We start from the raw sequence: 22449 nt of genomic DNA, 5'->3' as shown, positions 1-22449 counted from the left end.
GCCTTAATATATCACTCTATTTCTTTAATCAACAAGTACTCTTTTACATTTTCATCGACGATGGTAAAGCCGAGTCGTTGGTGTGCCAGCAAGCTGATTCGATTATCCTTTTCTAAGTCTGAAGCTAAATAATCGCAGCCTTGTTCTTGGGCCCATTCTTCTGCATGCTTTACTAATTTCGCTCCGAATGATTTTTTTCGTTCAGATTGCTCAACAAACCATCCCTCTATATAAGCAATGGGAGAAGCATCGTACCAATCGATTGAATCACGGAGGCTGACCTCGATAAAGCCGATCGGTTCATCATCTTTTAATAAATGAAAGCCTTCATAAGTCTTTTCATCTCCAACGAGTTTCTTTCCTTCGAAAATATGTTGAACATCAATAGTCATGTCTTCCAGTGAGTGCTCTGGCCATAATTTTTGGCGAAAATTCGCCCATAAGTCCATATGATTTTTTCTGAATGGTTCGATTGCTATCAAAATGTTCCTCACCTCTTTTCTACATTATAGTACAAATATTCAAAAATGCTATTTATTTTGATTTCGAGATAATTCTTGTTAAAATATTTATTAACAAGAGGAAAGAAGGTAATAACATGGAGCTACTAGGTATCCACCATTTATCAGCAATGACGGCAAATGCACAAAAAAATGTCGACTTTTATACGAAAATATTGGGGTTGCGAATGGTAAAGAGAACGGTCAATCAGGATGAACCTTCCATGTACCATTTATTTTATGGGGATGAAGTTGGTAATCCTGGGACAGAGCTGACTTTTTTTGAAATTCCACGAGCCGGACAAAATCATAACGGAAATAATAGCATTTCAACCACTTCACTCAGGGTTCCATCTGATGAGGCTCTGAGTTACTGGGAGAACCGTTTGAATCAATATGAAGTAGAAAATGAAGGGATCATTGAACAATTTGGCCGAAAAGTTCTACCTTTCGAAGACTTTGAAAAACAGCGTTTGATCTTAGTCAGTGATGAGAAAAACCTTGGTGTGGTAGGTGGTCACCCTTGGGAGAAGAGTCCTGTCGACTCTACTCATGGAATTATAGGACTTGGGCCAATCCATTTAACCGTCCCAGATATCAAACCGACAGAAGCCATCCTTACACGAGTCATGGGCTTCAGACGAGCGGGTGATTATATACACCATCAATCCAGTCACTCTGTAGTTGTATATGAGACAGGTGAAGGTGGTACGGGTGGAGAGCTTCACGTCCAAGAGCGTCCTGAGTTGAAACAAGAACGTCTAGGACGAGGTGGAGTTCACCACGTCGCTTTCCGAGTGAGCACGGAGAGTGAATTAAGAAATTGGCTAGCTAAACTTAATGAAATTGGTGTCGGTAATTCAGGTTTTGTTGATCGTTTTTATTTCAAGTCCGTCTACTTCCGGGAACCTAATGGTATCCTATTCGAGCTAGCAACAGACGGACCGGGTTTTGCGACCGACGAGGATCAAGATTATCTTGGTGAATCACTCGCATTGCCTCCATTCTTAGAATCGAAAAGAGAAGAGATCGAACAAAAATTGAACCCGATAAAATATTGATTTAAGAGCTGATGTGTAGATGACACATCAGCTTTTTTAACACTTTAAGAATGTTTAACTTTGTTAAATGATTAAAGTATGTGAAAAACAAAGGCTTTCGCCATTAGAACTTGGCGACAAGCCAAGTTTTTCTCACTTATTTCGTGTTAAAATGATACAAAATAAAAATGTTCAGGGGTCTATTTATGAATAGATATATTATTTTCGTCTTGCTGGGAGCCATCTTGTGGGGGACCACAGGAACGGCTCAAGCACTTGCACCGGAAGAAGCAACTCCGTTAGTTGTAGGGGCTCTTCGATTACTAGTTGGTGGAATTGCTTTACTCGTATACATATTTATATCGCGTGAAAATTATCAATGGAACCTTCCGCTACTCCCACTGTTTTTCAGCGCTTTGGCCATGGCTGCTTACCAACCATTCTTTTTCACGGGAGTCGCTGTTACAGGGGTAGCTGTCGGAACCGTCGTTGCTTTATGCAGTGCGCCTATTTTTGCGGGTCTATTTGAGGTTTTTCTATACCGAAAGGTTCCCGACTGGGTATGGGGCCTTTCAACATTATTAGCAGTTATCGGTTGTATGTTGTTATTCCAATCGAATCAATCAATTGTGGTTGAACCACTAGGAATAACTTTTTCACTTTTAGCTGGATTTTCGTTTGCTGTGTATACTTTCGTCAGTAAATCTTTAGTAACAAATCACTCCTCTGATTTAGTAGTCGCGGTAGTTTTCAGTTCTGCTGCAGTTATGTTGCTACCGATATTGTTTTTTCATAATTTCCAGTGGATTGGGACATTGTCTGGGAGCTTAAGTGTTTTACATTTGGGGATTATTGCAACAGGCGTCGCCTATATTTTATTCGCAAGAGGGTTGAAAAAGATACAGTCATCCTCAGCAGTAACTTTAGCCTTGGCAGAACCATTGACCGCGGCTGTGCTTGGAATTTTCCTTTTGGGAGAAGAGTTGACATTTCTGTCGAGTATCGGGTTAGCATTGTTATTTGTAGGACTGTTGCTGCTTGGAAATAAGCATAGATTGTTAAAAAATTATTCTTGAACAGACATTTATCATTTCCGATTTTCGGGTAATAACATATGATAGTTTATCGGTTAATAGAGAAGGGTGAAATAAATGGGAAATGGATTGTTTTTACAAAATGAACGGCAACATCAATTATATGACCGCGCAAGCCAATTGGCTGATCAAATTAAACCATTTGCAAAAGAATCTGATAAGAAAGGTCAATTAGCTGAAGAAATAATACAACAATTAAAAAATAATCACTACTTATCAATGACCCTTCCGGAAGAATATGGCGGGGAGCACTTATCTTTATACGAGTGGTTAGTGATGCAGGAAAAGATAGCTGAAGGTGATGGCGCGACTGCGCTCTCAGTCGGTTGGCATTTAGGTATCATCATGGAACTAAGGGATGAGCATAAATGGACCGAAGAGAATTTCGAATTTCTAGCTCGGGAAGTTAGTAAACAGAAGTTGGTCAACCGTGCTTCGACTGAGAGAAATACAGGTAGTCCGACGCGAGGAGGTCGTCCAGAAACAACAGCTATTTGGGACGGACAAGGGTATATTTTGAATGGAAGAAAGACGTTCACTACTCTTGCTTCTCATTTGGATTACGCAATCGTTTCAGCTTATATCGAAGACGATGACCAAGTAGGGTCTTTTTTAGTGGATATGAACAATTTGGGTGTATCAGTTGACCGAACATGGGACACATTAGGTATGAGGGGTACAGGAAGTGATGATCTTGTTTTACAAGATGTCCGTGTAAAACAAGAAAGATTAGTCGAGCGTAAGTCAGGTAAGCGTTCGGGTCCAAAAGGGTGGCTCTTACATATCCCTGCGTGTTACTTAGGGATTGCGAGTGCCGCAACAAGGGAAGCTGTTGAATTTTCTAAGAGTTTCCAACCGAATAGTCTCGACCATACCATTTCAAAAGAACATCATATCCGCGAGAAGATAGGTGAGATGGAGATGTTACTCATGCGTTCCAGGCACCTCTTGTACCGTGTGGCGGAAAAATGGGATCAGTATCCTGAACGTCGCCCGGAACTTATGTCATCTCTTGCTGTTGCCAAAGTTTCTGTAACAAATGACGCGCAGAAAATCGTTGATTTAGCAATGCGTGTGTCTGGTGGACGTGGTCTTTCGAAAGATGCGTTGTTTGAAAAATATTATCGTGATGTCCGGGCGGGTCTTCACAACCCACCCATGGATGATATGGTATTAGAACAATTTGCTAAAGATTTGCTCGATGATTAATTGATCACGGTTGACTTTTGACCCTTGAAACAGTTATACTAAATTGTCTTGTGAAAAGTTAGATATAAATAAGGAAATAGATTACGTAGCTACTTTAGATGTAGGCAATTCAGTTATTTCCTACAATTTATAGTAGCTATTTTTATACTCGGAACAATTTACAATAAAAATGAATGTAAATGTATAAGAAAAGTTGAAAAGTACTCTAACTTTTCTCTGGAAAATATAATAGGAAAATTTACAGAGGTAAATTTAGGAGGAAAGCAATTTGAAATTATTCAGTGATTTTAACATTGATAAGGATATTTTAAGTGCCTTATCAAACATGGGATTCGAAAATCCAACACCGATTCAGGAACAATCGATCCCTACAGCATTAACAGGAAAAGATTTAATTGGACAAGCACAAACCGGAACAGGTAAAACGACTGCATTTGGTGTGCCAATGATGGAAAACATCGATATGGATCTATCAGCTATTCAAGGACTTGTTATCGCTCCAACACGTGAGCTAGCAATCCAAGTAGCCGAAGAGCTTAATCGTATAGGTCAAACAAAAAAAATCAAAACGGTACCAGTTTATGGCGGCCAAGACATCAACCGCCAAATTCGTGCGTTGAAAAACAAACCACAACTGGTAGCAGCTACACCAGGTCGTTTATTGGATCACATCCGTCGTAAAACGATTCGTTTGGACAATATCAAAACAGTTGTTTTAGATGAAGCAGACGAAATGTTGAACATGGGATTCATCGAAGATATCGAAGCGATTATGGATTCTATTCCATCTGAATATCAGACGCTATTGTTCTCAGCGACAATGCCTAAGAGAATTCAGAAGTTGGCTGAGAAGTTCATGAAAGAACCTGAATTGATCCAGGTAAAATCAAAAGAACTGACAGTCGATAATATTGAACAGTACTATGTTGAATTGAAGGAAAACCAGAAGTTTGACGTGCTTTGCCGTATGTTAGACATCGAGTCACCTGACTTGGCGATCATTTTTGGTCGTACGAAAAAGCGTGTCGATGAACTATCGGAAGGTTTATCAAAACGTGGATACTTCGCAGAAGGAATCCATGGTGATATCCCTCAGAACAAGCGTGAACACACTATCCGTCGTTTTAAGTCAGGTTCTACTGACATCTTAGTAGCAACGGACGTAGCAGCTCGTGGCTTGGACATTTCAGGTGTAACCCATGTTTACAACTTTGACTTGCCTCAGGACCCAGAAAGCTATGTTCACCGTATCGGACGTACAGGTCGTGCAGGTAAAAAAGGTCAGGCGATTACATTCTCGACTTTCCGTGAATCTGAGCATCTTAAAGCGATTGAACGTATGACTAAGCGTCGTATGATTAAGAAAAACATCCCTTCTTACGATGAGGTTGTAGAGGGAGTTCAACAAGCAGCTAGAGATGAACTGATCGAAATGATCGATAAAGGCGAAGCGGAAAAATTCACTCACGCAGCAGAACAGTTGCTAGAAAATCATCATGCGGTTGACGTGGTTGCAGCAGCGTTGAAATTGTTAGCTAAAGAACCAGACCAAACACCAGTTAAGCTGACTGAAGTTGCACCATTGCGTGGTAAACGTGTTCGCAACGACAATAAAAAGCGCAGCAATTACCGTGGAGGCGGCGGTGGCCGCGGACGTAACGACCGCAACAAAGGTCGCGGCGGACGCAACAACGATCGCAACAAAAACTCACGCGGTAAGAATTACAACAACAAACGCTCTTAATAAATTAGAATTGTTTCTTTTTGAGCACGTTAGTATAATGGGGATAAATTCATACAGATTCTAAAGGGGTAATCCTATGGTCAAGATAATGATTGTATCAATCGCAATTATCATAGCCGTTATGTTTCTGACGATTTATGCCATTTCTAAAGGTTACGCATATGAACATAAAGTGGATCCTTTACCAGACGAGAAGAAAAGCGATGATGATAACTCCGATTCTGATAATAAAGAGTAGTCATTGAAAGGAAGATCCTTGGTTATTGATTAACCAAGGATCTTTTTTTGATTTTGGCGATAGTCGCGGTGTGGAAAAGGATCAATTTTGGGGCTTCCTGTAGTTTGGATTTTGCGTCATTAATGTTATATTGGTTAATTAAAATCTCGTTCAAACCCTCAATTACTACATACCTGAATACAATCTCACCATTCCGGGTATAAGTTGTAGTGTGAGATTATATTTAACTCTCAACAATAAAGGAGACTTTAATCATGAAGGTTTTTGTAGTAGGTGCAAATGGTAAGATAGGGAAACAATTAGTTCATTTTATACAAGACAGCAAAGAGCACGAAGTTCGTGCAATGGTAAGAAAAGAAGAACAGAAGAAACAATTCGAACAGGAAGGAATCGAGGCTGTACTGGCAGATCTAGAAGGTTCCGTTGATAATATCGCAGAAGCGGCTGAAGGTTGCGATGCGGTGGTATTCGCAGCTGGTTCAGGTCCTGATACTGGTTCAGATAAAACATTATTGATCGACCTTGATGGCGCAGTTAAATCTGTTGAGGCTGCAGAAAAAGCAGGAATCAAAAGGTATATCCAAGTTAGCGCATATCAGGCGAATAATCGTGAAAACTGGAACGATAAAATCAGACACTATTATGTCGCAAAACATTATGCAGATGTAGCACTTGAGCGAAGTGATATGGATTACACTATCGTTCGTCCAGGTGGTCTTACAAACGATGAAGGCATTGGTAAAATTAAGATAGGAGAGGGAATTGCACCAGGTTCCATTCCTCGAGAAGATGTAGCGCTTACCATCTTCCACCTGATTGATAACCCTAAATCGTATAATAAAGGGTTCGATTTGATTACAGGTGAAAATAAGATTAAAGATGAAATTTTTGAACTATAATTAGTTTAGTGATATAGCAAAGCCCCCTTTCTACCGAAAGGGGGCTTTAATTATTAATCTAATACATATTTTTCAAAATAGCTTTGGTAACCTTCGTTAGGAGTCCGACCAACTACTCTTTGGTCTACTTCTTCTCCATCTTCAAAGTGAACGACAGTTGGAGTTCCTTCAATCCCGAAGCCGCCTTCACTTTTGCTATCCCATGCTTCTTGGAATTCCAACACATTGTATTGAACTAAGTCGACACCCATTTCTTCAGCAAGAGGCATGATCTCAGGTGTAGTCTCCTGACAGATGCCACAAGTAGGACTGAAGAAATAAACCGTCACATCTTCACCATTTTCTAACTTTTCATCAAGTTCTTCAGGTGTGATGATGTTCTGATAGTGCGGATCATCTAAAAGGTCAGCTGTCTCAGCATGGAGGCGATCTTTACCATACGGGTTATCCTCCTCGACATTTTCCGTTTCAGCCATATTAGTTAAGAATGCCGTTGCAATAAATAAAATAACGATGATTCCACCGAATATAAGTAATTTTTTCATATATTAAACCTCCTTGGAATGTTTCCATCCAGCGATACTGATAATCAAAATGATCAAAAATGCCGTCATAGCTAAGAATGGAATCGTGATAAAGCCTGCCCAATCAATATATCCAGCGGTACATGAGACCCTTCCACAGCTAGGTGACGATTCTTGGAGGAATGGGAGCTTTTGTAAGCCATAGTGATAGGTTGAAACTAAAAAACCAATCCCTGCAAAAACTGTGCTATAAACAAATGCTTTAGAGTCCTTCAATATAACGCCGATTAATAATATAATGGCGATTGGGTACATGAATATACGTTGGACCCAGCAAAGTTTACATGGTTCATATAAACGGATCTCTGAAAAGTATAAAGACCCTAGTGTCGCTGCAAAAGCTACCACCCAACTAAATATCATTAAGTTCTCATTCTTTTTATTCATGGCTACTCCTTCATAAATCATTGTACAAGAAGATTATAGTAGATATTCGACTAGAAAGTAAGTGAAAAGTTTTAGACACTTTCGTGAATTTGAAAAAAAGTATATTAAACTGATTAAAGGGGGGAGGGAATTCCGTGTGGAGCGTTCATTCATTGATTAATAAAATAACATCAGCTATTACAGCAATCCTCTTAGTACTTATAGGGCATTTTTTCTATACCGGTTATGATGTATCAGCATCATATGATTTACTTTCAACGTCAAAGATTTGGTTGTATGGTGTGACTTATGCAGTTCTGGCTTCCTTTATTATTGAGTATGTCCTTAGGAGAATGGAGATTGATTCAAAAAAAGGTTTCACCTTTTCTTATGCACTAGCAGGATATATTGGAGGAGCGATTCTTTTTTTACCTGCTCTTTCCGGTTCGGCGGGCTGGTATTTTTACGTGGTGATGTATTTAGGTATATTTTTAGGAATAGGTTTCATTTTATTCTATGGAATTCAAAAGATCCTCTCAGATTCATTAAGTCGGATGATCTTAACGCTTACCGTTGCATTGTCGACGATCTTCCTGTTGATTTGGGTCAATCCCACGCTAAGCGACCATTTTAAAAGTGAATATCAAGGCGACCGATACATCGCAACATTTGAAAACTTGAATGGCCAAGAAGAAGTTTACATACCTGTAAGAGCGGGGGAGCAATATATTGTTGAAGTGGACTGGGATGTTGAAGATTCAGGTAGAAGAGGATTGAAATGGCCTCAAGACAATTTATCTCTTGGAAGTGTTGAAGGAACAGGCGACTGGACTTATCGTTTCCAAGCTGATAAAGAAGGTGAAATAAAACTTATCTATCATGGTCATGAGATTTCTGGAGATATAAAAATAACATGGAGTGATTAGATTAATAATCTCCCCATGTTATTTATTATTTGTCTAAGATTTCTTTTTGTAAGTCGTCAATGCCTTTTTCTAATAGTTCAATATAAAACGACCAAGTCAGCCCTTCATCTTGACGTTCAAAAACTCTAATCATCAAGTCGAAGTTTTGAATGATATACTCCGTAGGCACCCCTCTATTTGTTAGTACGGAATTCAACCAATGTGTGTAATCTTCGAAAATAGATGGGTTGTTTAATTGGTAACTAGTGTGAAGATAACGCATGTGATAGAAATTATCTTCAGTACATTTTTCTATACCTCGTTGACCGAAACGATCGTGCAATTGAGGGTTTTCCTGATATATTTCATCCACAATCGACTTTACTACCTCTCCGATTGCTGGGTCAAAGGTAATATTTCTTGATTGTAGTTTCATTCCGCCACCACCTTATACTTTTTAACAATGGGCACAATACTGGCAAGCTCTTGATCTGGATAGTTCTTCTCCATATCATGGATTTTTTTAAAGTTTTCACTTCTTGCCCAATTCAAATAGTCTTCTTTCGTTTCCCAGACGGTATGGACCGTCAACTCTTCAGGTTTTTTATCGTTCTGTAACAATTGGAATTTTATGAATCCGTCTTGTTCGTCAACGGATTTGGACCTATTTTGGTAAATAGATATAACTTCATCTGCTTTTTCTACTGGTACTTTCACTAAGGAATCAACTATATACATAAGATCACCTGTCTTTCTCACTTAACCAATCATTGAAATCACTTACGTTCTGGAAGTAATAATCATGTTCAATATGGTCTTTTAATTCTGCTCTGTTATGAAAAGCGTAACCACCTATTATAATCTTCGTATCTGACAACTCATTTTCGTCCCTAATCATTTGGCTTAATTCAATGGCTGCTAGGGCATGGTCTGAAAGAGTTATTGAGAATGCGATATAATTAGGTTTGATTTTTTTGAGCTCTTTAATAATATGGGCATTTGGCAAGTCTGCTCCGAAATAATAGGTTCGGTAACCAAAATGTTGAAATATATTTTGAATCATCTGAATGCCCAATGAATGTGCGTTCGTCTCAACTGAGAAGAGTGCAGCGGTTTCTTTTCGACGTTCATAATCAACCGGCATCTTTTGCAACCCCAACTGAGAAATAATCGTTTGCGATATTGCAGTCGAGAAATGTTCTTGGGCGACGCTGATATCATTAAACTGCCAACTGTTCCCGATATCGTACATCGAGCTAGCAATCATAGAGTAAATATCATCCAAGGAGTAATCATCCTCTAAAGACTTAGATATGATATCTTGTGCGGATTGTATATCCCCATCAGTAATGGCTTTCATATATGCTTTTTTGTATTTGTCCATGGGAGTCATCCTTTCAACTCCCTCCTTTGCAATTAAATTCTCTATAAACTATTTAATTCACTATTTCTAGAATAACAGTACAGGGGCGTTTTTGACTAGTTAATTAGGCCGAATTGAGCCATTTGTAAGTCATCTTGAATATACCTAATAATTAATATATAATTATATAAGCAATTGATTATATAAGGAGGAACGCCATTGGAGAAAGTGCGTATGGGTGTTGATGCAGTTGCTTCGATTCTGAAGTTGTTGGGTGACAAGAACCGCTTGTCGATCATGCGTTATGTGACAAATGATGAGTGTTGCGTTTGTGAATTGGTGGAGTTGTTAAATATGAGCCAACCAGCAATCAGCCAACATTTAAGGAAGTTGAAAGATGCGAAGCTTGTGCTTGAAAATCGTAAGGGTCATTGGGTTTTTTATAAAGCGAATAAAGAACATGAGTCGTTTGAAATGATTGCTTCTATTATCGATCAATTACCTGATGGAAAAGAGGAGCTTGAAGAATTATCAAATAATAATTTAAGAATTATATGTGATTAGAGAGATAAGGGGTTATTTTTGTGGAGATTATTTTAGCAACTATTATATTTTTAGTTACTTTAACTTTTGTAATCTGGCAACCTAAGGGGTTGGGAATTGGATGGACTGCCTGTGCTGGGGCAATCATCGCATTGATTGTAGGTGTTGTCACTTTTCAAGATGTCATAGATGTGACGGAACTTGTTTGGAATGCGACTTTAGCGTTCATCGCGATCATCATCATTTCATTGATTTTAGATGAAATTGGGTTCTTTGAATGGGCCGCACTACATATGGCCAGAATTGCAAACGGGAATGGGGTCAAAATGTTCATTCTCGTAACTTTGCTTGGTTCGGCGGTTGCTGCTTTATTCGCAAATGATGGGGCAGCTCTGATTTTGACACCAATTGTTCTTTCGATGGTTCGTGCATTGAACTTCAAAGAAGCAATGATCCTACCCTTTATTATGGCTAGTGGGTTTATTGCCGATACGACTTCATTACCATTCATCATCAGTAACCTGGTGAACATCGTATCTGCTGACTTTTTCGGTATCGGATTTACTGAATATTTAATTCGGATGATTATTCCTAATCTGTTTTCGATGGTTGCCAGTATCGTAGTTCTTTACTTGTTTTTCAGAAAAAATATACCAACTGAATACGATGTGGCAAACTTGAAGGTCCCGAAAGACGCAATCAAAGACCACCGGATGTTCCGTTTATCATGGGGAGTTCTATTGGTATTACTGATTGGTTATTTCGTAAGTGAAGTTATTGAAGTGCCCGTATCATTCATTGCAGGTATCATTGCCATTTTCTTTTTAGTTATGGCAAAAAGAAGTCCAGCAGTACCTACAATGGACGTTGTAAGAGGAGCGCCGTGGGCAATCGTCTTTTTCTCCATCGGAATGTACGTGGTCGTTTATGGACTCAGAAACGTCGGTCTGACCGACGTGCTTGCAAGGGTACTCGATGGTGCAGCTGACCAAGGTTTATTCGTCGCAACAATATCAATGGGCTTCATTGCAGCGGTTTTATCATCTGTGATGAACAATATGCCTACAGTCATGATTGATGCACTCGCAATTGCTGATACGAATACTACAGGTGTTGTACGAGAAGCTTTAATCTACGCCAATGTCATTGGAAGTGATCTCGGTCCTAAAATCACACCGATCGGTTCCCTAGCGACATTATTGTGGTTACATGTTTTATCTAAAAAAGGAATCCATATATCATGGGGATACTATTTCAAAGTGGGAATCATCCTGACTGTTCCAGTCCTATTCATCACTTTGGTCGGGTTATTCTTATCATTAGTATGGATCCAACTATAAAGGAGGGGTTATTATTATGGCAGAGAAACCAATTTTGTATTTTCTATGCACAGGGAATTCATGTAGAAGTCAGATGGCAGAAGGGTTTGGACATGAGCTGTTAAACGATCGATGGGAAGTGAAAAGTGCAGGGATTGAAGCCCACGGTATGAACCCGAAAGCTGTGGAAATGATGAATGAAGTAGGAATTGATATTTCCAACCAGGAATCAAGTGTAATCGATCAAGATATTCTAAATAAATCCTCATTAGTGATTACACTATGTGGAGACGCAAAAGAAAATTGCCCGGTACTACCAAAAGGGATAGAATCTGATCATTGGGGCTTAGAAGACCCTGCAAAAGCAACAGGAAGCGAAGAAGAAGTCAATGAAGTATTTCGTGAAGTACGTGATGAAATTAAAAAAAGAGTAGAAAATCTAAGCAAATAGAGATATAAAAAGATAGCGTCTAATTAATAATGCTTTGTTATCCAACATGAAACAAAACAGATATAGATACAAAAAAGCCGATTCAGTCTTCTGAATCGGCTTTCTTACGTTTAGATCATAATTTCAATGTCACTTTCTTCTTTCAGATCTTCAATTAACTTTTGAAGTTGTTTGCCTTCTTTTTGTTGAATCAGTTGTTGCTCTAATTGTGGTTTAACCTGTTCAAAATCTTGAACCTCTTGTTCAGCCTGGCTCATTTGTTCCTCATATGTTGCATATTGCTCTTCTAGCTCTTCTTCAGTAACTTCGACTTCTTCAGTGTTTTGGTCGATAAATTTATCAGTCACAAGTTGATTGCGAAGGTCTTCTCTAACTTCTTCTTCGCTTGTTTCGAATTGTTCAAAGACTTCTGAAACGTCTTGATCTTCATATTGTTCTTCTAATTGCTGGACAAGTTTATCGTATTCTTCATCTACTTCTTCATCAGAAGCTTCAATACCAGCGTCTTTTGCATTTTGTTTGATTACTTCAGTGTTAATTAGTTGATCTAGGGCTGATTTTCGAATTTCATCTGAACGTTCTTCAACATTCATACCCATACTTTGATAGTTCTGTTTCACCATTTGTTCATTTTCAAGTAGTTCTTCTGCTTGAATTTCTTTACCATTTACAGTAGCTACGACTTCTACATCAAGTTCTGAAGCAGAATCGCCTTCTTCAGCGCTGTCACCTTCGCCACCTTCGTCGCTTTCACCTTCAGTGCCTTCTTCTTCTGTATTTTCATTTTCTTCTGTTCCTTCTGTATCAGTTGAATTGTCGTCTTGTCCATCTTCCTCGCCACTTGAACAAGCAACTACGATTGCTGTCAAAAGTACAAGTATCCCCGCTAAAAGTAATTTCTTCACTACTTACACATCCTTTGAAGTATATTTTCTGTGCCATTTATGAATGGTAGCATACGTTGAAGAGCTAATACAAGCCATACAGAATTTTGATATTGAATTGTAATATTTATCATTTCACTTGCATTATTCCCCGAAAGGAGTTATAGTATTAAATGTACGAAGGAATTGAACGCAAGTTACTTAATGACCTCAGGTTAGAAGTCAGTCCAGTAAGTCGATTCAATTGTTTTGTGAATATATTTTTTTTAGGAGGTCATTAAGAATGACAGGTACAGTAAAATGGTTTAACGCAGAAAAAGGTTTTGGTTTCATCGAACGCCCAGACGGTGACGATATTTTCGTACACTTCTCTGCGATCCAATCAGAAGGTTTCAAAACTTTAAACGAAGGTCAATCAGTAACTTTCGACGTTGTCGAAGGCGACCGTGGACCACAAGCAGCTAACGTAGTAGCTGAATAATAAAAGTTAAATGTAAAAGGCGTACGTTACTAACGTGCGCCTTTTTGTTTGCGATTCTTCAGTTAGATACTCGTCATAATGACGGGTATCTTTTCTATATCACTAAAAGGAGACGAACACCATGAGATGGACAAGTAAAAAATTCGATGCACTATCAATTAATGAACTTTATGAAATCATGAAACTTCGCGTGGATGTGTTTGTAGTAGAACAAGATTGTCCTTACCCTGAATTGGATGATTATGATCAAGAAGCCATTCATTTGTATGCGGTAGACGATGAAAAAATTGTATCCTACAGTCGTATCATTGCACCTTCTGTTAAATATAATCAGGCTTCAATTGGTCGGGTAATAACGTTACCTCCTTATAGAAGGGATGGTCTAGGAACTGAGTTGATCAATCGTTCTATTGAAATTGCTCGTGAAGAATGGCCTGAGAATGATTACATAAAAATTCAAGCACAAGCACACCTCCAACGTTTTTATGAAAATTGTGGTTTTGTTGTAATGTCAGAGGAGTATTTGGAAGATAATATTCCTCATATCGATATGATTGCAAATATTAATCTATAAGGGGTTGTAGCAATGGACAGGAAATGGGCTGTTGATTGTACTATGCGAGAACTGGTAGATATTTGGAATATTAGCTTTGAGGGGTATGCGGTCGATGTTAAGATGACCCCAGCGACAATGATTGAACGAGTTGCAAATGAAAACCTCGACCTTACTCGTTCGGTCGTATGTTTTGAGCGCGGAAAGCCAGCTGGAATCGTTATGAATAGTTTTCGTGAAATCGATGGAAAAAACTATGCTTGGAATGGTGGAACTGGTATCCCTGTTGCTTTTAGAGGAAAAGGAGTCAGCCGATATTTAATGGGTTCGGTTGATCAAGTGTATAAGGATAATAATGTTGATATCGCTGTTTTAGAAGCTATTTCTTCTAATGAGAAAGCGATTAATTTGTACGAAAAAAATGGCTATGTAATTGATAACCGTTTAAAGTTCTTAAAAGCTGAAAAAATTGTAAAATCTAAACTAACAAGCCCAACAAAATATCAAATCGAAGATATTCCAAAAGAGAAAATTCAATCACTATCTTTTTATCGCGAAGAGGTTCCTTGGCAAAACCAACTAAAGAGTCTAAAAGGTGCTGAGTGCAAATGGTTGGTGGAAGACGGAAGTCCTGTTGCTTACGCCGTCTATCGGTCTTCATATGATCAATTAGGGAGTTTGGAGCGTGTTGTACTGCATCAGTGCAGCATCGATTCTAAATCCGTTGAAGGTGAGGAGAAAATCCGTTTATTGTTGGCAGATGTCTTTCAAGTTGAAAAAGGGGATTTTCCTAGGGTGATTTCTAATTTCCCTGTAGATGATGGATGGTTCATTGAAATTTTTCAGAAGATGGGGTTTGAAGAGTTGATCGAACAAGTATATATGAAGAAAATATATTAATTTTATTAGAATTGCATGATTGCTTTGCTTAAAGGGTAATACTTATATGTAACCAAGATTCCAAAAAAGGAGTGTTACTATATGAGCGCAATTTTTACTTCAAAAGCGACGGCAAAAGGTGGCCGTGGGGGTCATGTCAAATCTGATAATGGAGTAATCGACTTAAACGTCGTTATGCCAACTGAAAAAACAGATGAAACTGGAACGAATCCAGAAGAATTATTCGCAGCAACGTATGCAACTTGCTTTGATGGAGCAATTGGTGCCGTTGCTCAGGATAAGAAAGTCGATGTAGAATCGACTACACATTCTGAAGTAAGCTTTATGAAAGATAAAGAAGATGGTGGCTTTAAGATTTCAGTGAAGTTAATTTCAGAATTCAAGGGAGTATCTCAAGATAAAGCTGACGAATTAATGAAAGCCGCACATCAGGTGTGCCCGTATTCTAAAGCAACACGTGGCAATGTCGATGTAGAGTTAGAAGCTCGAGCAATATAATAGATTAATATCACTAATACAAAAACAACCCCGCTGGAATCCCAGCGGGGTTGTATTGTATTATCATATTTTATTCTAAAATCTTTACTTTCAAGCTTTGTCTTCCGAATTTAAATGCTTCAGCTTCGCCTGGGACGAAGACGTCGATACGATTACCTTTAATTGCTCCGCCGATATCAGCAGCTGTAAATGTTCCATATCCTTCAACCCATACTTTAGAGCCTAGTGGAATGACATTTGGGTCAACTGCGATTACTTTTGCGTCAGGATTCGCGCGAAGGTCAACACCTGTATAAGTGATGCCACTGCAACCTTCACAATAAGCGGTATAAGCAGTTGCTTCAACTGTTAGCTCTATACCTTCTGGTTCAGATTTAGATGAAGCTTGTACAATGTTTTGATCCTCTTCTTTTTCTTCAGTTTCTTTTTGAGGTTCTTTCTGTTCACTAGCTTGAGCTACATTTTGTTCTTCTTGTTCAGATTTTTGTTCTTTTTGCTCTGTTTCTTGTTCAGATTCTGGTTCGTTCAAAGTGATTTTGTCTTTTGCTTCTAATGTTTTGTCAGAAGTTGATAGATCATAAGCTATATTATCAAAAGTTGTTTTGTTTCCGTTACTAGTAGCGTGAGTTGATTGATCTCCGTTTGCCTGTGCGTTCACACTTAGACTTGTCATTAAAATTATTGAGAATAGAATTATGATACCTGATAAAGATTTTTTCATTTACCATCCCTCCAGATGCATTACTTCAAAGTAGAATGGATATTTATGGTTGCTAAAATATCCACCTTGTGCAGTATAACAGGCATGTATCACAGGTCAATTTCAATGCTTATACAAGGAGGTTACGTTTATATATCATCGCACGTAATGATTCTGAAAATTAAAACCTATTTGATTAATCGGCTATCTATCGGTAAACTGATGAAGGTACGTCTTAAGTGGAAGGAAGAGTGCATTGAAGAGAATTATTGTTCTGGGATCCAGTGGGGCAGGGAAGTCTCAACTGTCTCGAAGGCTAGGGAAGTTAATGAATACAGAGGTTTTCCATTTAGACTCGTTTTTTTGGCAGCCTGGTTGGAAAGCAATAAATAAAGATGAATTTATAAATGCACAAATGAAGATTGTTGAAGAAGACCAATGGATTATTGATGGTACATACCTATCAACACTCGATATTCGATATGAAAAGGCCGATACAATAATCTTTTTAGAGTACCCTAGAGTTAAATGTTTGTATCGTGCTATAAGCAGATTTTTAAAATATAGAGGAAGAAAACGACCAGACATGGGAAAAGGTTGCCCTGAAAAGATAGATATGGAATTTTTAAAATACATATGGGACTTCCCCAAGAAAAACGGCCGTAAAATTAAGGCTAAGTTATCTGAAGAGGAGAAAAGAACAGTTATCCATTTAACATCCCAGAAAGAAACAGATGAATTTTTGAGCAATTTGGAAAGCTATATGTAAGATATGCCGGAATTAATCAATTGACGGATAGTAGTGTAATCGTTTTACAATGATAGATAGTGCAAGATATAAAAGACGAGCGGTTTGTAAGGAAGGAGAACATACTTTGAAAATCTTGTTGATAAATGGATCCATTGTAGGTGAGAAAACCAAGATATTACTTGAAGCTGTAAAAACAGAACTTGAAAAGTTTTCAGCGGATTATGAAATAAAAGAATTGAATCTCGAGAAATATGACATGCAATTTGCTGATGGAAGACCGAAGGATGATTATAACGAAGATACACAATCGATGATTGATGAAATGGAGGCAGCAGACGGCTATATTATCGCTACTCCTATTTTCCAAGGTTCTATCCCAGGTGCGTTAAAGAACTTGTTTGATTTAATCTCTCCAAAAGTGATGCGTTACAAGCCTGTAGCAATTGTTGCGAATGGTGGGACATTTCAACATCACTTGGTAATTGAAAATCAATTGAAACCAATACTGGATTACTTTAGATCACTTATCACACCTAACTATGTATATACTCAGTCTGCTCATTTCTCCCATGTGAACGAAATCATTGATGAAGACGTAAAGTTTAGAATCGAGGAATTGGCTCGAGTATTTTATTACTATATGCAAATGAGTTCTGACTTACAGAAAGGTGACAATCTATCCACGGATTTTTAAAAAGGAATTGCGGAAGCACTTCAAATGACTGAAGTGGGTATAAAGAGAACCGGACGATTAGACGATCGTCCGGTTCATTTTATTTAATACAAGAATGGAGTTGCGCCACTTTCTTTGATAATTGCGTCACTTTAAAAGTTATTTAAAGGATGCTTATACTTCTTTTATTCTACTCTATTCTCCCTTAAAAACTGGGTTTCTTTTATCTAGGAATGCTTGGACTCCTTCTTGGTGGTCCTTTGATTGACGCATTTTGAGTTGCCCTTTCGTTTCAGCTTCTAAAATGGCCTCAAGCTTTGAAATATTTTGGTTAGCATAAATATTCTTGGTTTCTATCATGGCTAATAATGGAGAGTTTGTCAGTTTTGAAGTGTACTGATTAACGGTTTTATCTAACTCTCCTTCTACGATATGATCTACCAATCCTAGTTTTAATGCTTGTTCTCCTTGGATCATTTGGCCTTCCCAAATCATGTGTTTTGCTTTCACTGTTCCAACTCGTTGCTCCATGAAGAAATGACCACCGCCATCAGGAATTAATCCAATACCAATGAAGTTCATGGCGATTTTAGCATCCTGTTGTGCGATGACATAATCACTAGCCAAAGCTAAACTTAGGCCTAGGCCAGCAGTCGCTCCATTTAAAGCGGAAATCGTAATTTTAGGTAATTGATAAAAAGTCGTAATGACTTCTTTTATTAAGCTCATAACTTTTTCGAAGTCTTTTGGGTCTGAAGACTGAAGCATCATCTTCACATCGCCACCCGCAGAGAATGCCTTCCCAGCTCCAGTCAGTACGACTACTTGAGAAGAACTCTCCTTCACTTCTTTTAAGCGCTCAGCCAATGACTCCAACAACTCTAGGTTCATAGAATTGAGTTGATCAGGTCGGTTGAGTGTGATTGTAGCAATATTGTTTTCTTCATTTAATAAAACTGTGTCTGTCATTGTTTGCACCTCGTCTTTTATTTAATCATCAATTTTTTGAAATACTCAGTGGCCACTTGGAATTCTTCTCGGTCATAATGGATGTTAGCGAGAATTTGTACAACTTCATTGTACGAAGTTGAGTCTTCTGTCTCCTCGAAAAAAGGGAGGAGCACTTTTTCTGCTTTTCGAATGAAATGGAATTCTCCGATGGTACCATGGATCTGGTGGTCGAGAATGAAGAAGCGATGCTGGAAGCTAACGTGCTTTTCCTTCTTCAATAACTCTTTCCCTTTATTTAAATATTCTTTAGCTTGATCCAATTCTCCTTTAATATAATTGATTTTCGATAAAATCAAATACTTTTCTAATACCTGGTCTGAATGTAAATCCTCTGTGACAGTATCATCAAAAAAATTGATTGCAACGTCGTATTCTTCTTTCCAATAACTAAGCACAGCTAGGTAATGTTTGGCTTGTTCCCGTACATCAGAAGTATGTCCCATCGGTTTGGAGTGAAGAACTTGCTTTAAGTAATTTTCAGCCAAGTCATAAGCTTCTAGTATGGTGTAATTAATTCCGTATAAGATATAGCAATCCGTAACTTTACTATAAAGGAATTCATTAGCGAATTGGTCTGTAGCCATCTGACAATAGTAGTTGGAATAAGCGGGTTTTTTCATACTCGTGAGTGACAAGGCTAACAAATAATAGATTTCAGGGTCCTTAAGAGTATGCTCCTCTAGCAAAAATCTAGCCTTTTCAAAATATTCGTTTGATTTATTAGGATAAGAGATTAGCTGATAATACAAACCAATGATTTTACAATAATAATATTTTTTTTCTTCATAGAATGTATTTTCAAGCCGTAACACTTCAGGCGCCATCAAACTGAATTTCTCTGAGTCCCTTTCATTTATTAAATAATAGAAGTGAACCAGCAAGAAAAAGTTTTGAGTTTCTGTTCGATGGAAAGGGGTAATGATTCTTTCTAATTCCTCGACCAGCGAAGTAGACGAATCATGATCATTTTGTTGAATTTTTTTATAAAGCTGTTGAATCTTCTTATTTATGTCGTCTTCATCATATGAAGTGATTTCGGAAAAACTGATATCAAGTCTCTCAAATAACAACTCAGCTAAATCATCTTTAGGTTGGATCGATCCATTCTCCATTTTACTCAAATAAGAGATTGAACAAATTCCACTGGCTAAATCCTTTTGAGTCATACCATTCTTTGTGCGATAGTATTGGATCATTACCCCTAAATCCATCGTCTTCACCCCTTGTCGTTGCTACTATCGTATCACTTTTACGGCTATTTAGTAAGAAGTGTAGGTGATTACTTCCCTGTTGACTAGTTGGCAAGAAAGAATTAATATGATGAAGAATACTAATTTCATATTTCGACTCATTTAGGTGCGAGCAGATAATCTGTTCGCTTAAAAGGGAAGTTCGGTGTAAATCCGACGCGGTCCCGCCACTGTGATTGGGAGCGACTTATCAAACCACTGTCCGTTTAATTGGATGGGAAGGGATGAGAAGCGATGACCCAAAGCCAGGAGACCTGCCTATTTGTTCGAGTCTTTTTCCTTCGGGTTTAAAGGAAAGGCTGTTTGAGTAGGTTAATACATATCTGTTCATGCCTTTGTTTCTTTTCCTGGAGGAAGCAAAGGCATTTTTATATGGACAGAGAGGGAGATTTTTATGACAAAAGTCAACACACTTCAAAAATGGTTATTGGCCATCGTACTTGTGCTAGTTGTCGGGTTAGCAGCTTGCCAAGGTGATAACGCTGGGGATAACCAAGAGGATGAAGAGAATTCAGATCAACAAACGGAAGAGCAAGCGAATGAGGAAGAAGAATCAAGTGGAGAAGAAGCAAGTAAAGAAGAAGGTTCATCATTTGAATCAGTGACTCTTACAGATAAAAGCGGAGAAGAAGTCACGATTGAAGAAAAACCTGAAAAAATCGTAACTGTTATACCTAGTAGTACTGAAATTGTCTTTGCAGTAGGTGCTGGAGATCATGTAGTGGGTGTGGACAAATGGTCCAACTACCCTGAAGAGGTAGCAGATTTAGAAAAAGTCGGCGATATGAATTTAAATATAGAGAAAATTGTCGAGTTAGAACCAGACTTAGTGGTAGCAGATCTAAATAATGCAGAAAGTATAGATTCACTGAGAAGTGCGGGCCTTAATGTAGTGGTCACAGGGGCTCAAAGTTTGGAAGAGGTTTATGCTGATATAGAAATGATAGGTCAGGCGACAGGCTATGCCGATCAAGCAAATGACCTAGTAGATGATATGAAAAATAGGGTGGATGAAATAGAGTCGGCTGTTTCGGAAATTCCGGAAGAAGAGCGTAAAAAGGTTTGGCTAGAAGTTGGTCCAGAATTATATTCTGGTGGGGAAGGTTCATTTATTAATGAGTTGATTACCCTTGCTGGTGGCGAGAATATCATCAGTGATCAAGAAGGTTGGCCACAAATCAGTGAAGAATTAATCATAGAACGAAATCCAGATGTTATTTTCACGACTTACGGTTCTTACACCGAGAACGTTGAGGAACAAGTATTAAGTAGGGAAAACTGGCAGGATATATCTGCGATACAGAACGAGGAAGTATATGATATTCACGGTGATCAAGTGACGCGCCCGGGGCCTCGTTTAGTTGAAGGCTTAGAAGCGATCGCTGAACATCTTTACCCAGATCAAGTGGAATAAAAGGGGCACATTCAAGTGGGAAGTAATCAAGCGACAATTCGAAAAAAATTGATGACATGGCTGCCGGTTTTGGTTCTAGTGTTACTGTTTGCTATGAGTCTATCAATTTCACTGGGTGCAGCATCGATCAAGGTTTCGATGGTGTGGGAGGTCATCGCTTCTAAAATCCCACTTATAAAAGAGTGGGTGAGCTCAGACTGGAGTGCCTCTAGTGAAACGATTGTATGGGATATCCGTATGCCGCGTGTCATTCTCGGGGCAATCGTGGGAGCTGCGCTCGGTCTCGCGGGAGCAATTTACCAAGGGGTATTGAGAAATCCTTTGGCAGACCCATTCATATTAGGTGTGTCGTCTGGAGCTTCGTTCGGAGCAGCTTTATTTTTCGTTTTCGGATGGCAAGTCACTTGGTTAGGAAATTTCACACTTCCTGCTGTCGCATTTTTGTTCGGTTTCGCGGCTTTGATGATTGTTTACTTTTTATCGCGCGTTGAAAATAAGGCGAGACTAGAAACGATCATCTTAGCAGGTGTCGTAGTTCAGGCATTCATAGGTGCTTGTTTGTCGTTGGTATTATCTTTATCTAATGAAAAGTTACAAACGATCGTTTTCTGGATGATGGGAAGTTTAGCACTGACAGATTGGAGTTATAATCAGGTCGTGCTACCGATCATTTCAATCGTAGTTGTGATTTCCTTATTTTTTGCTAGGGAATTGAATATGTTGGGATTGGGTGAAGAAGCGGCCTATCATTCGGGTGTTTCTGTTCAGCGCACAAGATTTTATCTATTAGTGCTTGCTTCTATCATTACTGGTGCAGCTGTCTCCGTTTCAGGCGCCATTGGTTTTGTCGGATTAGTCGTACCCCATATTATCCGATTGATTTTCGGTTCAGATTATCGATTGATTTTACCGCTTTCGATTGTGGGTGGGGCAATCTTTTTAGTAGGTGCTGATGCTTTTGCAAGGACAGTTCTAGCGCCAAGAGAAATCCCACTTGGAGTCATCACGGCTTTTCTAGGGGCACCATTCTTCGGTTACCTATTAAGAAAAGCTAAGAGAGGATACTTCTAGGAGGCTCG

General features: G+C 38.6%; 28 protein-coding genes and 1 riboswitch. Of the genes, 18 read left to right on the top strand and 10 right to left on the bottom strand.

Annotation, left to right across the window (positions count from 1 at the left end; all coding sequences use genetic code 11):
• Window positions 1-11: 11 nt before the first annotated feature.
• The gene (locus CEY16_RS10000) at window positions 12-482 is read right to left on the bottom strand and encodes a GNAT family N-acetyltransferase (protein ID WP_101331873.1); all 471 of its coding nucleotides are present in this window, start codon (window positions 480-482) and stop codon (window positions 12-14) included.
• 116 nt (window positions 483-598) lie between these two features.
• Between CEY16_RS10000 and CEY16_RS09995 the strand changes: the two genes are divergently transcribed.
• The 6 genes from CEY16_RS09995 to CEY16_RS09970 all read left to right on the top strand — a co-directional run bounded on the left by CEY16_RS09995 (window position 599) and on the right by CEY16_RS09970 (window position 6724).
• On the top strand, window positions 599-1561 hold the full coding sequence (locus tag CEY16_RS09995; protein ID WP_101331872.1) for a ring-cleaving dioxygenase: 963 nt from the start codon (window positions 599-601) through the stop codon (window positions 1559-1561).
• A gap of 185 nt (window positions 1562-1746) precedes the next feature.
• Window positions 1747-2616: an EamA family transporter gene (locus tag CEY16_RS09990; RefSeq protein WP_101331871.1), complete on the top strand. Its 870-nt coding sequence runs from the start codon at window positions 1747-1749 to the stop codon at window positions 2614-2616.
• Between the two features lie 75 nt (window positions 2617-2691).
• On the top strand, window positions 2692-3843 hold the full coding sequence (locus CEY16_RS09985; protein ID WP_101331870.1) for an acyl-CoA dehydrogenase family protein: 1152 nt from the start codon (window positions 2692-2694) through the stop codon (window positions 3841-3843).
• 268 nt (window positions 3844-4111) lie between these two features.
• A complete protein-coding gene (gene cshA, locus CEY16_RS09980; RefSeq protein ID WP_238378827.1) occupies window positions 4112-5587 on the top strand; it encodes a degradosome RNA helicase CshA in 1476 nt (491 codons plus the stop codon).
• Window positions 5588-5663: 76 nt separating this feature from the next.
• A complete protein-coding gene (gene ytzI, locus CEY16_RS09975) occupies window positions 5664-5825 on the top strand; it encodes a YtzI protein (RefSeq protein WP_101331869.1) in 162 nt (53 codons plus the stop codon).
• A 254-nt stretch (window positions 5826-6079) separates the two neighbouring features.
• A complete protein-coding gene (locus CEY16_RS09970; protein ID WP_101331868.1) occupies window positions 6080-6724 on the top strand; it encodes an SDR family oxidoreductase in 645 nt (214 codons plus the stop codon).
• A gap of 53 nt (window positions 6725-6777) precedes the next feature.
• Here the strand turns inward: CEY16_RS09970 and CEY16_RS09965 are convergent, their stop codons facing one another.
• Window positions 6778-7269: a thioredoxin family protein gene (locus tag CEY16_RS09965; protein WP_101331867.1), complete on the bottom strand. Its 492-nt coding sequence runs from the start codon at window positions 7267-7269 to the stop codon at window positions 6778-6780.
• Window positions 7270-7272: 3 nt separating this feature from the next.
• Window positions 7273-7695 carry a disulfide oxidoreductase gene (locus tag CEY16_RS09960; RefSeq protein WP_101331866.1) on the bottom strand — a complete coding sequence of 141 codons (423 nt, stop codon included), beginning with the start codon at window positions 7693-7695 and terminating at the stop codon, window positions 7273-7275.
• A 134-nt stretch (window positions 7696-7829) separates the two neighbouring features.
• On the opposite strand from CEY16_RS09960, the gene CEY16_RS09955 reads away from it, so the two are divergent.
• Window positions 7830-8600, top strand: a complete 771-nt coding sequence (locus CEY16_RS09955) for a hypothetical protein (RefSeq protein ID WP_101331865.1) — start codon at window positions 7830-7832, stop codon at window positions 8598-8600.
• Between the two features lie 25 nt (window positions 8601-8625).
• On the opposite strand, the gene CEY16_RS09950 is transcribed toward CEY16_RS09955, so the two are convergent.
• Genes CEY16_RS09950 through CEY16_RS09940 form a run of 3 tightly spaced genes read right to left on the bottom strand, consistent with a single transcriptional unit; the run spans window position 8626 to window position 9963 of the window.
• Window positions 8626-9015, bottom strand: coding sequence for a globin family protein (locus CEY16_RS09950; protein WP_101331864.1), 390 nt, complete (start codon window positions 9013-9015; stop codon window positions 8626-8628).
• On the bottom strand, window positions 9012-9317 hold the full coding sequence (locus tag CEY16_RS09945; protein ID WP_101331863.1) for an antibiotic biosynthesis monooxygenase family protein: 306 nt from the start codon (window positions 9315-9317) through the stop codon (window positions 9012-9014). Before CEY16_RS09945 ends, CEY16_RS09950 begins: the two co-directional genes overlap by 4 nt.
• 4 nt (window positions 9318-9321) lie before the next feature.
• Window positions 9322-9963, bottom strand: coding sequence for a cobalamin B12-binding domain-containing protein (locus tag CEY16_RS09940; RefSeq protein ID WP_162297916.1), 642 nt, complete (start codon window positions 9961-9963; stop codon window positions 9322-9324).
• Between the two features lie 207 nt (window positions 9964-10170).
• Here CEY16_RS09940 and CEY16_RS09935 point away from each other — a divergent pair, with 207 nt between their 5' ends.
• From CEY16_RS09935 to arsC, 3 genes are read left to right on the top strand one after another with little or no spacing between them, the layout of a single operon-like run.
• Complete coding sequence (locus CEY16_RS09935; RefSeq protein ID WP_338015930.1) at window positions 10171-10506, top strand: ArsR/SmtB family transcription factor; 336 nt, start codon at window positions 10171-10173, stop codon at window positions 10504-10506.
• A 20-nt stretch (window positions 10507-10526) separates the two neighbouring features.
• Complete coding sequence (locus CEY16_RS09930; RefSeq protein WP_101331860.1) at window positions 10527-11825, top strand: arsenic transporter; 1299 nt, start codon at window positions 10527-10529, stop codon at window positions 11823-11825.
• A gap of 16 nt (window positions 11826-11841) precedes the next feature.
• A complete protein-coding gene (arsC, locus tag CEY16_RS09925; protein ID WP_101331859.1) occupies window positions 11842-12255 on the top strand; it encodes an arsenate reductase (thioredoxin) in 414 nt (137 codons plus the stop codon).
• 110 nt (window positions 12256-12365) lie between these two features.
• Here arsC and CEY16_RS09920 read toward each other — a convergent pair whose 3' ends face one another.
• Window positions 12366-13160: a SurA N-terminal domain-containing protein gene (locus CEY16_RS09920; protein WP_101331858.1), complete on the bottom strand. Its 795-nt coding sequence runs from the start codon at window positions 13158-13160 to the stop codon at window positions 12366-12368.
• A 262-nt stretch (window positions 13161-13422) separates the two neighbouring features.
• On the opposite strand from CEY16_RS09920, the gene CEY16_RS09915 reads away from it, so the two are divergent.
• The 4 genes from CEY16_RS09915 (at window position 13423) to CEY16_RS09900 (ending at window position 15571) form a co-directional block, all read left to right on the top strand.
• Window positions 13423-13620, top strand: coding sequence for a cold shock domain-containing protein (locus CEY16_RS09915; RefSeq protein ID WP_101331857.1), 198 nt, complete (start codon window positions 13423-13425; stop codon window positions 13618-13620).
• Between the two features lie 121 nt (window positions 13621-13741).
• On the top strand, window positions 13742-14194 hold the full coding sequence (locus tag CEY16_RS09910) for a GNAT family N-acetyltransferase (RefSeq protein ID WP_101331856.1): 453 nt from the start codon (window positions 13742-13744) through the stop codon (window positions 14192-14194).
• Window positions 14195-14206: 12 nt separating this feature from the next.
• Window positions 14207-15073, top strand: a complete 867-nt coding sequence (locus CEY16_RS09905) for a GNAT family N-acetyltransferase (protein WP_101331855.1) — start codon at window positions 14207-14209, stop codon at window positions 15071-15073.
• Window positions 15074-15154: 81 nt separating this feature from the next.
• Window positions 15155-15571: an organic hydroperoxide resistance protein gene (locus CEY16_RS09900; protein WP_101331854.1), complete on the top strand. Its 417-nt coding sequence runs from the start codon at window positions 15155-15157 to the stop codon at window positions 15569-15571.
• Between the two features lie 70 nt (window positions 15572-15641).
• Here CEY16_RS09900 and CEY16_RS09895 read toward each other — a convergent pair whose 3' ends face one another.
• Window positions 15642-16292, bottom strand: a complete 651-nt coding sequence (locus tag CEY16_RS09895) for a 3D domain-containing protein (RefSeq protein WP_101331853.1) — start codon at window positions 16290-16292, stop codon at window positions 15642-15644.
• Window positions 16293-16527: 235 nt separating this feature from the next.
• On the opposite strand from CEY16_RS09895, the gene CEY16_RS09890 reads away from it, so the two are divergent.
• Window positions 16528-17040 (top strand): DNA topology modulation protein, encoded by a 513-nt coding sequence (locus tag CEY16_RS09890; protein ID WP_101331852.1) that lies wholly within the window; start codon window positions 16528-16530, stop codon window positions 17038-17040.
• A gap of 106 nt (window positions 17041-17146) precedes the next feature.
• A complete protein-coding gene (locus CEY16_RS09885) occupies window positions 17147-17716 on the top strand; it encodes an NADPH-dependent FMN reductase (RefSeq protein WP_101331851.1) in 570 nt (189 codons plus the stop codon).
• Window positions 17717-17890: 174 nt separating this feature from the next.
• On the opposite strand, the gene CEY16_RS09880 is transcribed toward CEY16_RS09885, so the two are convergent.
• Both CEY16_RS09880 and CEY16_RS09875 read right to left on the bottom strand, forming a co-directional pair.
• On the bottom strand, window positions 17891-18664 hold the full coding sequence (locus tag CEY16_RS09880; RefSeq protein ID WP_101331850.1) for an enoyl-CoA hydratase: 774 nt from the start codon (window positions 18662-18664) through the stop codon (window positions 17891-17893).
• Between the two features lie 17 nt (window positions 18665-18681).
• Window positions 18682-19917 carry a helix-turn-helix domain-containing protein gene (locus tag CEY16_RS09875; RefSeq protein WP_101331849.1) on the bottom strand — a complete coding sequence of 412 codons (1236 nt, stop codon included), beginning with the start codon at window positions 19915-19917 and terminating at the stop codon, window positions 18682-18684.
• Window positions 19918-20043: 126 nt separating this feature from the next.
• A riboswitch (cobalamin riboswitch) is annotated at window positions 20044-20231 on the top strand.
• A gap of 119 nt (window positions 20232-20350) precedes the next feature.
• Between CEY16_RS09875 and CEY16_RS09870 the strand changes: the two genes are divergently transcribed.
• Entirely contained in the window at window positions 20351-21370 is a 1020-nt protein-coding gene (locus CEY16_RS09870; RefSeq protein ID WP_101331848.1) for an ABC transporter substrate-binding protein, read from the top strand.
• Window positions 21371-21385: 15 nt separating this feature from the next.
• Complete coding sequence (locus tag CEY16_RS09865; RefSeq protein WP_338015920.1) at window positions 21386-22441, top strand: FecCD family ABC transporter permease; 1056 nt, start codon at window positions 21386-21388, stop codon at window positions 22439-22441.
• Window positions 22442-22449: the final 8 nt, after the last annotated feature.

It is taken from the genome of Halalkalibacillus sediminis, from assembly GCF_002844535.1.
Classification (GTDB): Bacteria; Bacillota; Bacilli; order Bacillales; family Alkalibacillaceae; genus Halalkalibacillus_A; species Halalkalibacillus_A sediminis.
This window is presented reverse-complemented; position numbering and strand designations above follow the sequence as displayed.

Coding starts and splice junctions, on each gene's coding strand:
- arsC (WP_101331859.1), top strand. CDS start 11,842: ATGGCAGAGAAACCAATTTTGTATTTTCTATGCACAGGGAATTCATGT.
- CEY16_RS09875 (WP_101331849.1), bottom strand. CDS start 19,917: ATGGATTTAGGGGTAATGATCCAATACTATCGCACAAAGAATGGTATG.
- CEY16_RS09945 (WP_101331863.1), bottom strand. CDS start 9,317: ATGTATATAGTTGATTCCTTAGTGAAAGTACCAGTAGAAAAAGCAGAT.
- CEY16_RS09910 (WP_101331856.1), top strand. CDS start 13,742: ATGAGATGGACAAGTAAAAAATTCGATGCACTATCAATTAATGAACTT.
- CEY16_RS09960 (WP_101331866.1), bottom strand. CDS start 7,695: ATGAATAAAAAGAATGAGAACTTAATGATATTTAGTTGGGTGGTAGCT.
- CEY16_RS09985 (WP_101331870.1), top strand. CDS start 2,692: ATGGGAAATGGATTGTTTTTACAAAATGAACGGCAACATCAATTATAT.
- CEY16_RS09900 (WP_101331854.1), top strand. CDS start 15,155: ATGAGCGCAATTTTTACTTCAAAAGCGACGGCAAAAGGTGGCCGTGGG.
- CEY16_RS09905 (WP_101331855.1), top strand. CDS start 14,207: ATGGACAGGAAATGGGCTGTTGATTGTACTATGCGAGAACTGGTAGAT.
- CEY16_RS09915 (WP_101331857.1), top strand. CDS start 13,423: ATGACAGGTACAGTAAAATGGTTTAACGCAGAAAAAGGTTTTGGTTTC.
- ytzI (WP_101331869.1), top strand. CDS start 5,664: ATGGTCAAGATAATGATTGTATCAATCGCAATTATCATAGCCGTTATG.
- CEY16_RS09965 (WP_101331867.1), bottom strand. CDS start 7,269: ATGAAAAAATTACTTATATTCGGTGGAATCATCGTTATTTTATTTATT.
- CEY16_RS09970 (WP_101331868.1), top strand. CDS start 6,080: ATGAAGGTTTTTGTAGTAGGTGCAAATGGTAAGATAGGGAAACAATTA.
- CEY16_RS09950 (WP_101331864.1), bottom strand. CDS start 9,015: ATGAAACTACAATCAAGAAATATTACCTTTGACCCAGCAATCGGAGAG.
- CEY16_RS09940 (WP_162297916.1), bottom strand. CDS start 9,963: ATGGACAAATACAAAAAAGCATATATGAAAGCCATTACTGATGGGGAT.
- CEY16_RS09880 (WP_101331850.1), bottom strand. CDS start 18,664: ATGACAGACACAGTTTTATTAAATGAAGAAAACAATATTGCTACAATC.
- CEY16_RS09895 (WP_101331853.1), bottom strand. CDS start 16,292: ATGAAAAAATCTTTATCAGGTATCATAATTCTATTCTCAATAATTTTA.
- CEY16_RS09870 (WP_101331848.1), top strand. CDS start 20,351: ATGACAAAAGTCAACACACTTCAAAAATGGTTATTGGCCATCGTACTT.
- CEY16_RS09990 (WP_101331871.1), top strand. CDS start 1,747: ATGAATAGATATATTATTTTCGTCTTGCTGGGAGCCATCTTGTGGGGG.
- CEY16_RS09995 (WP_101331872.1), top strand. CDS start 599: ATGGAGCTACTAGGTATCCACCATTTATCAGCAATGACGGCAAATGCA.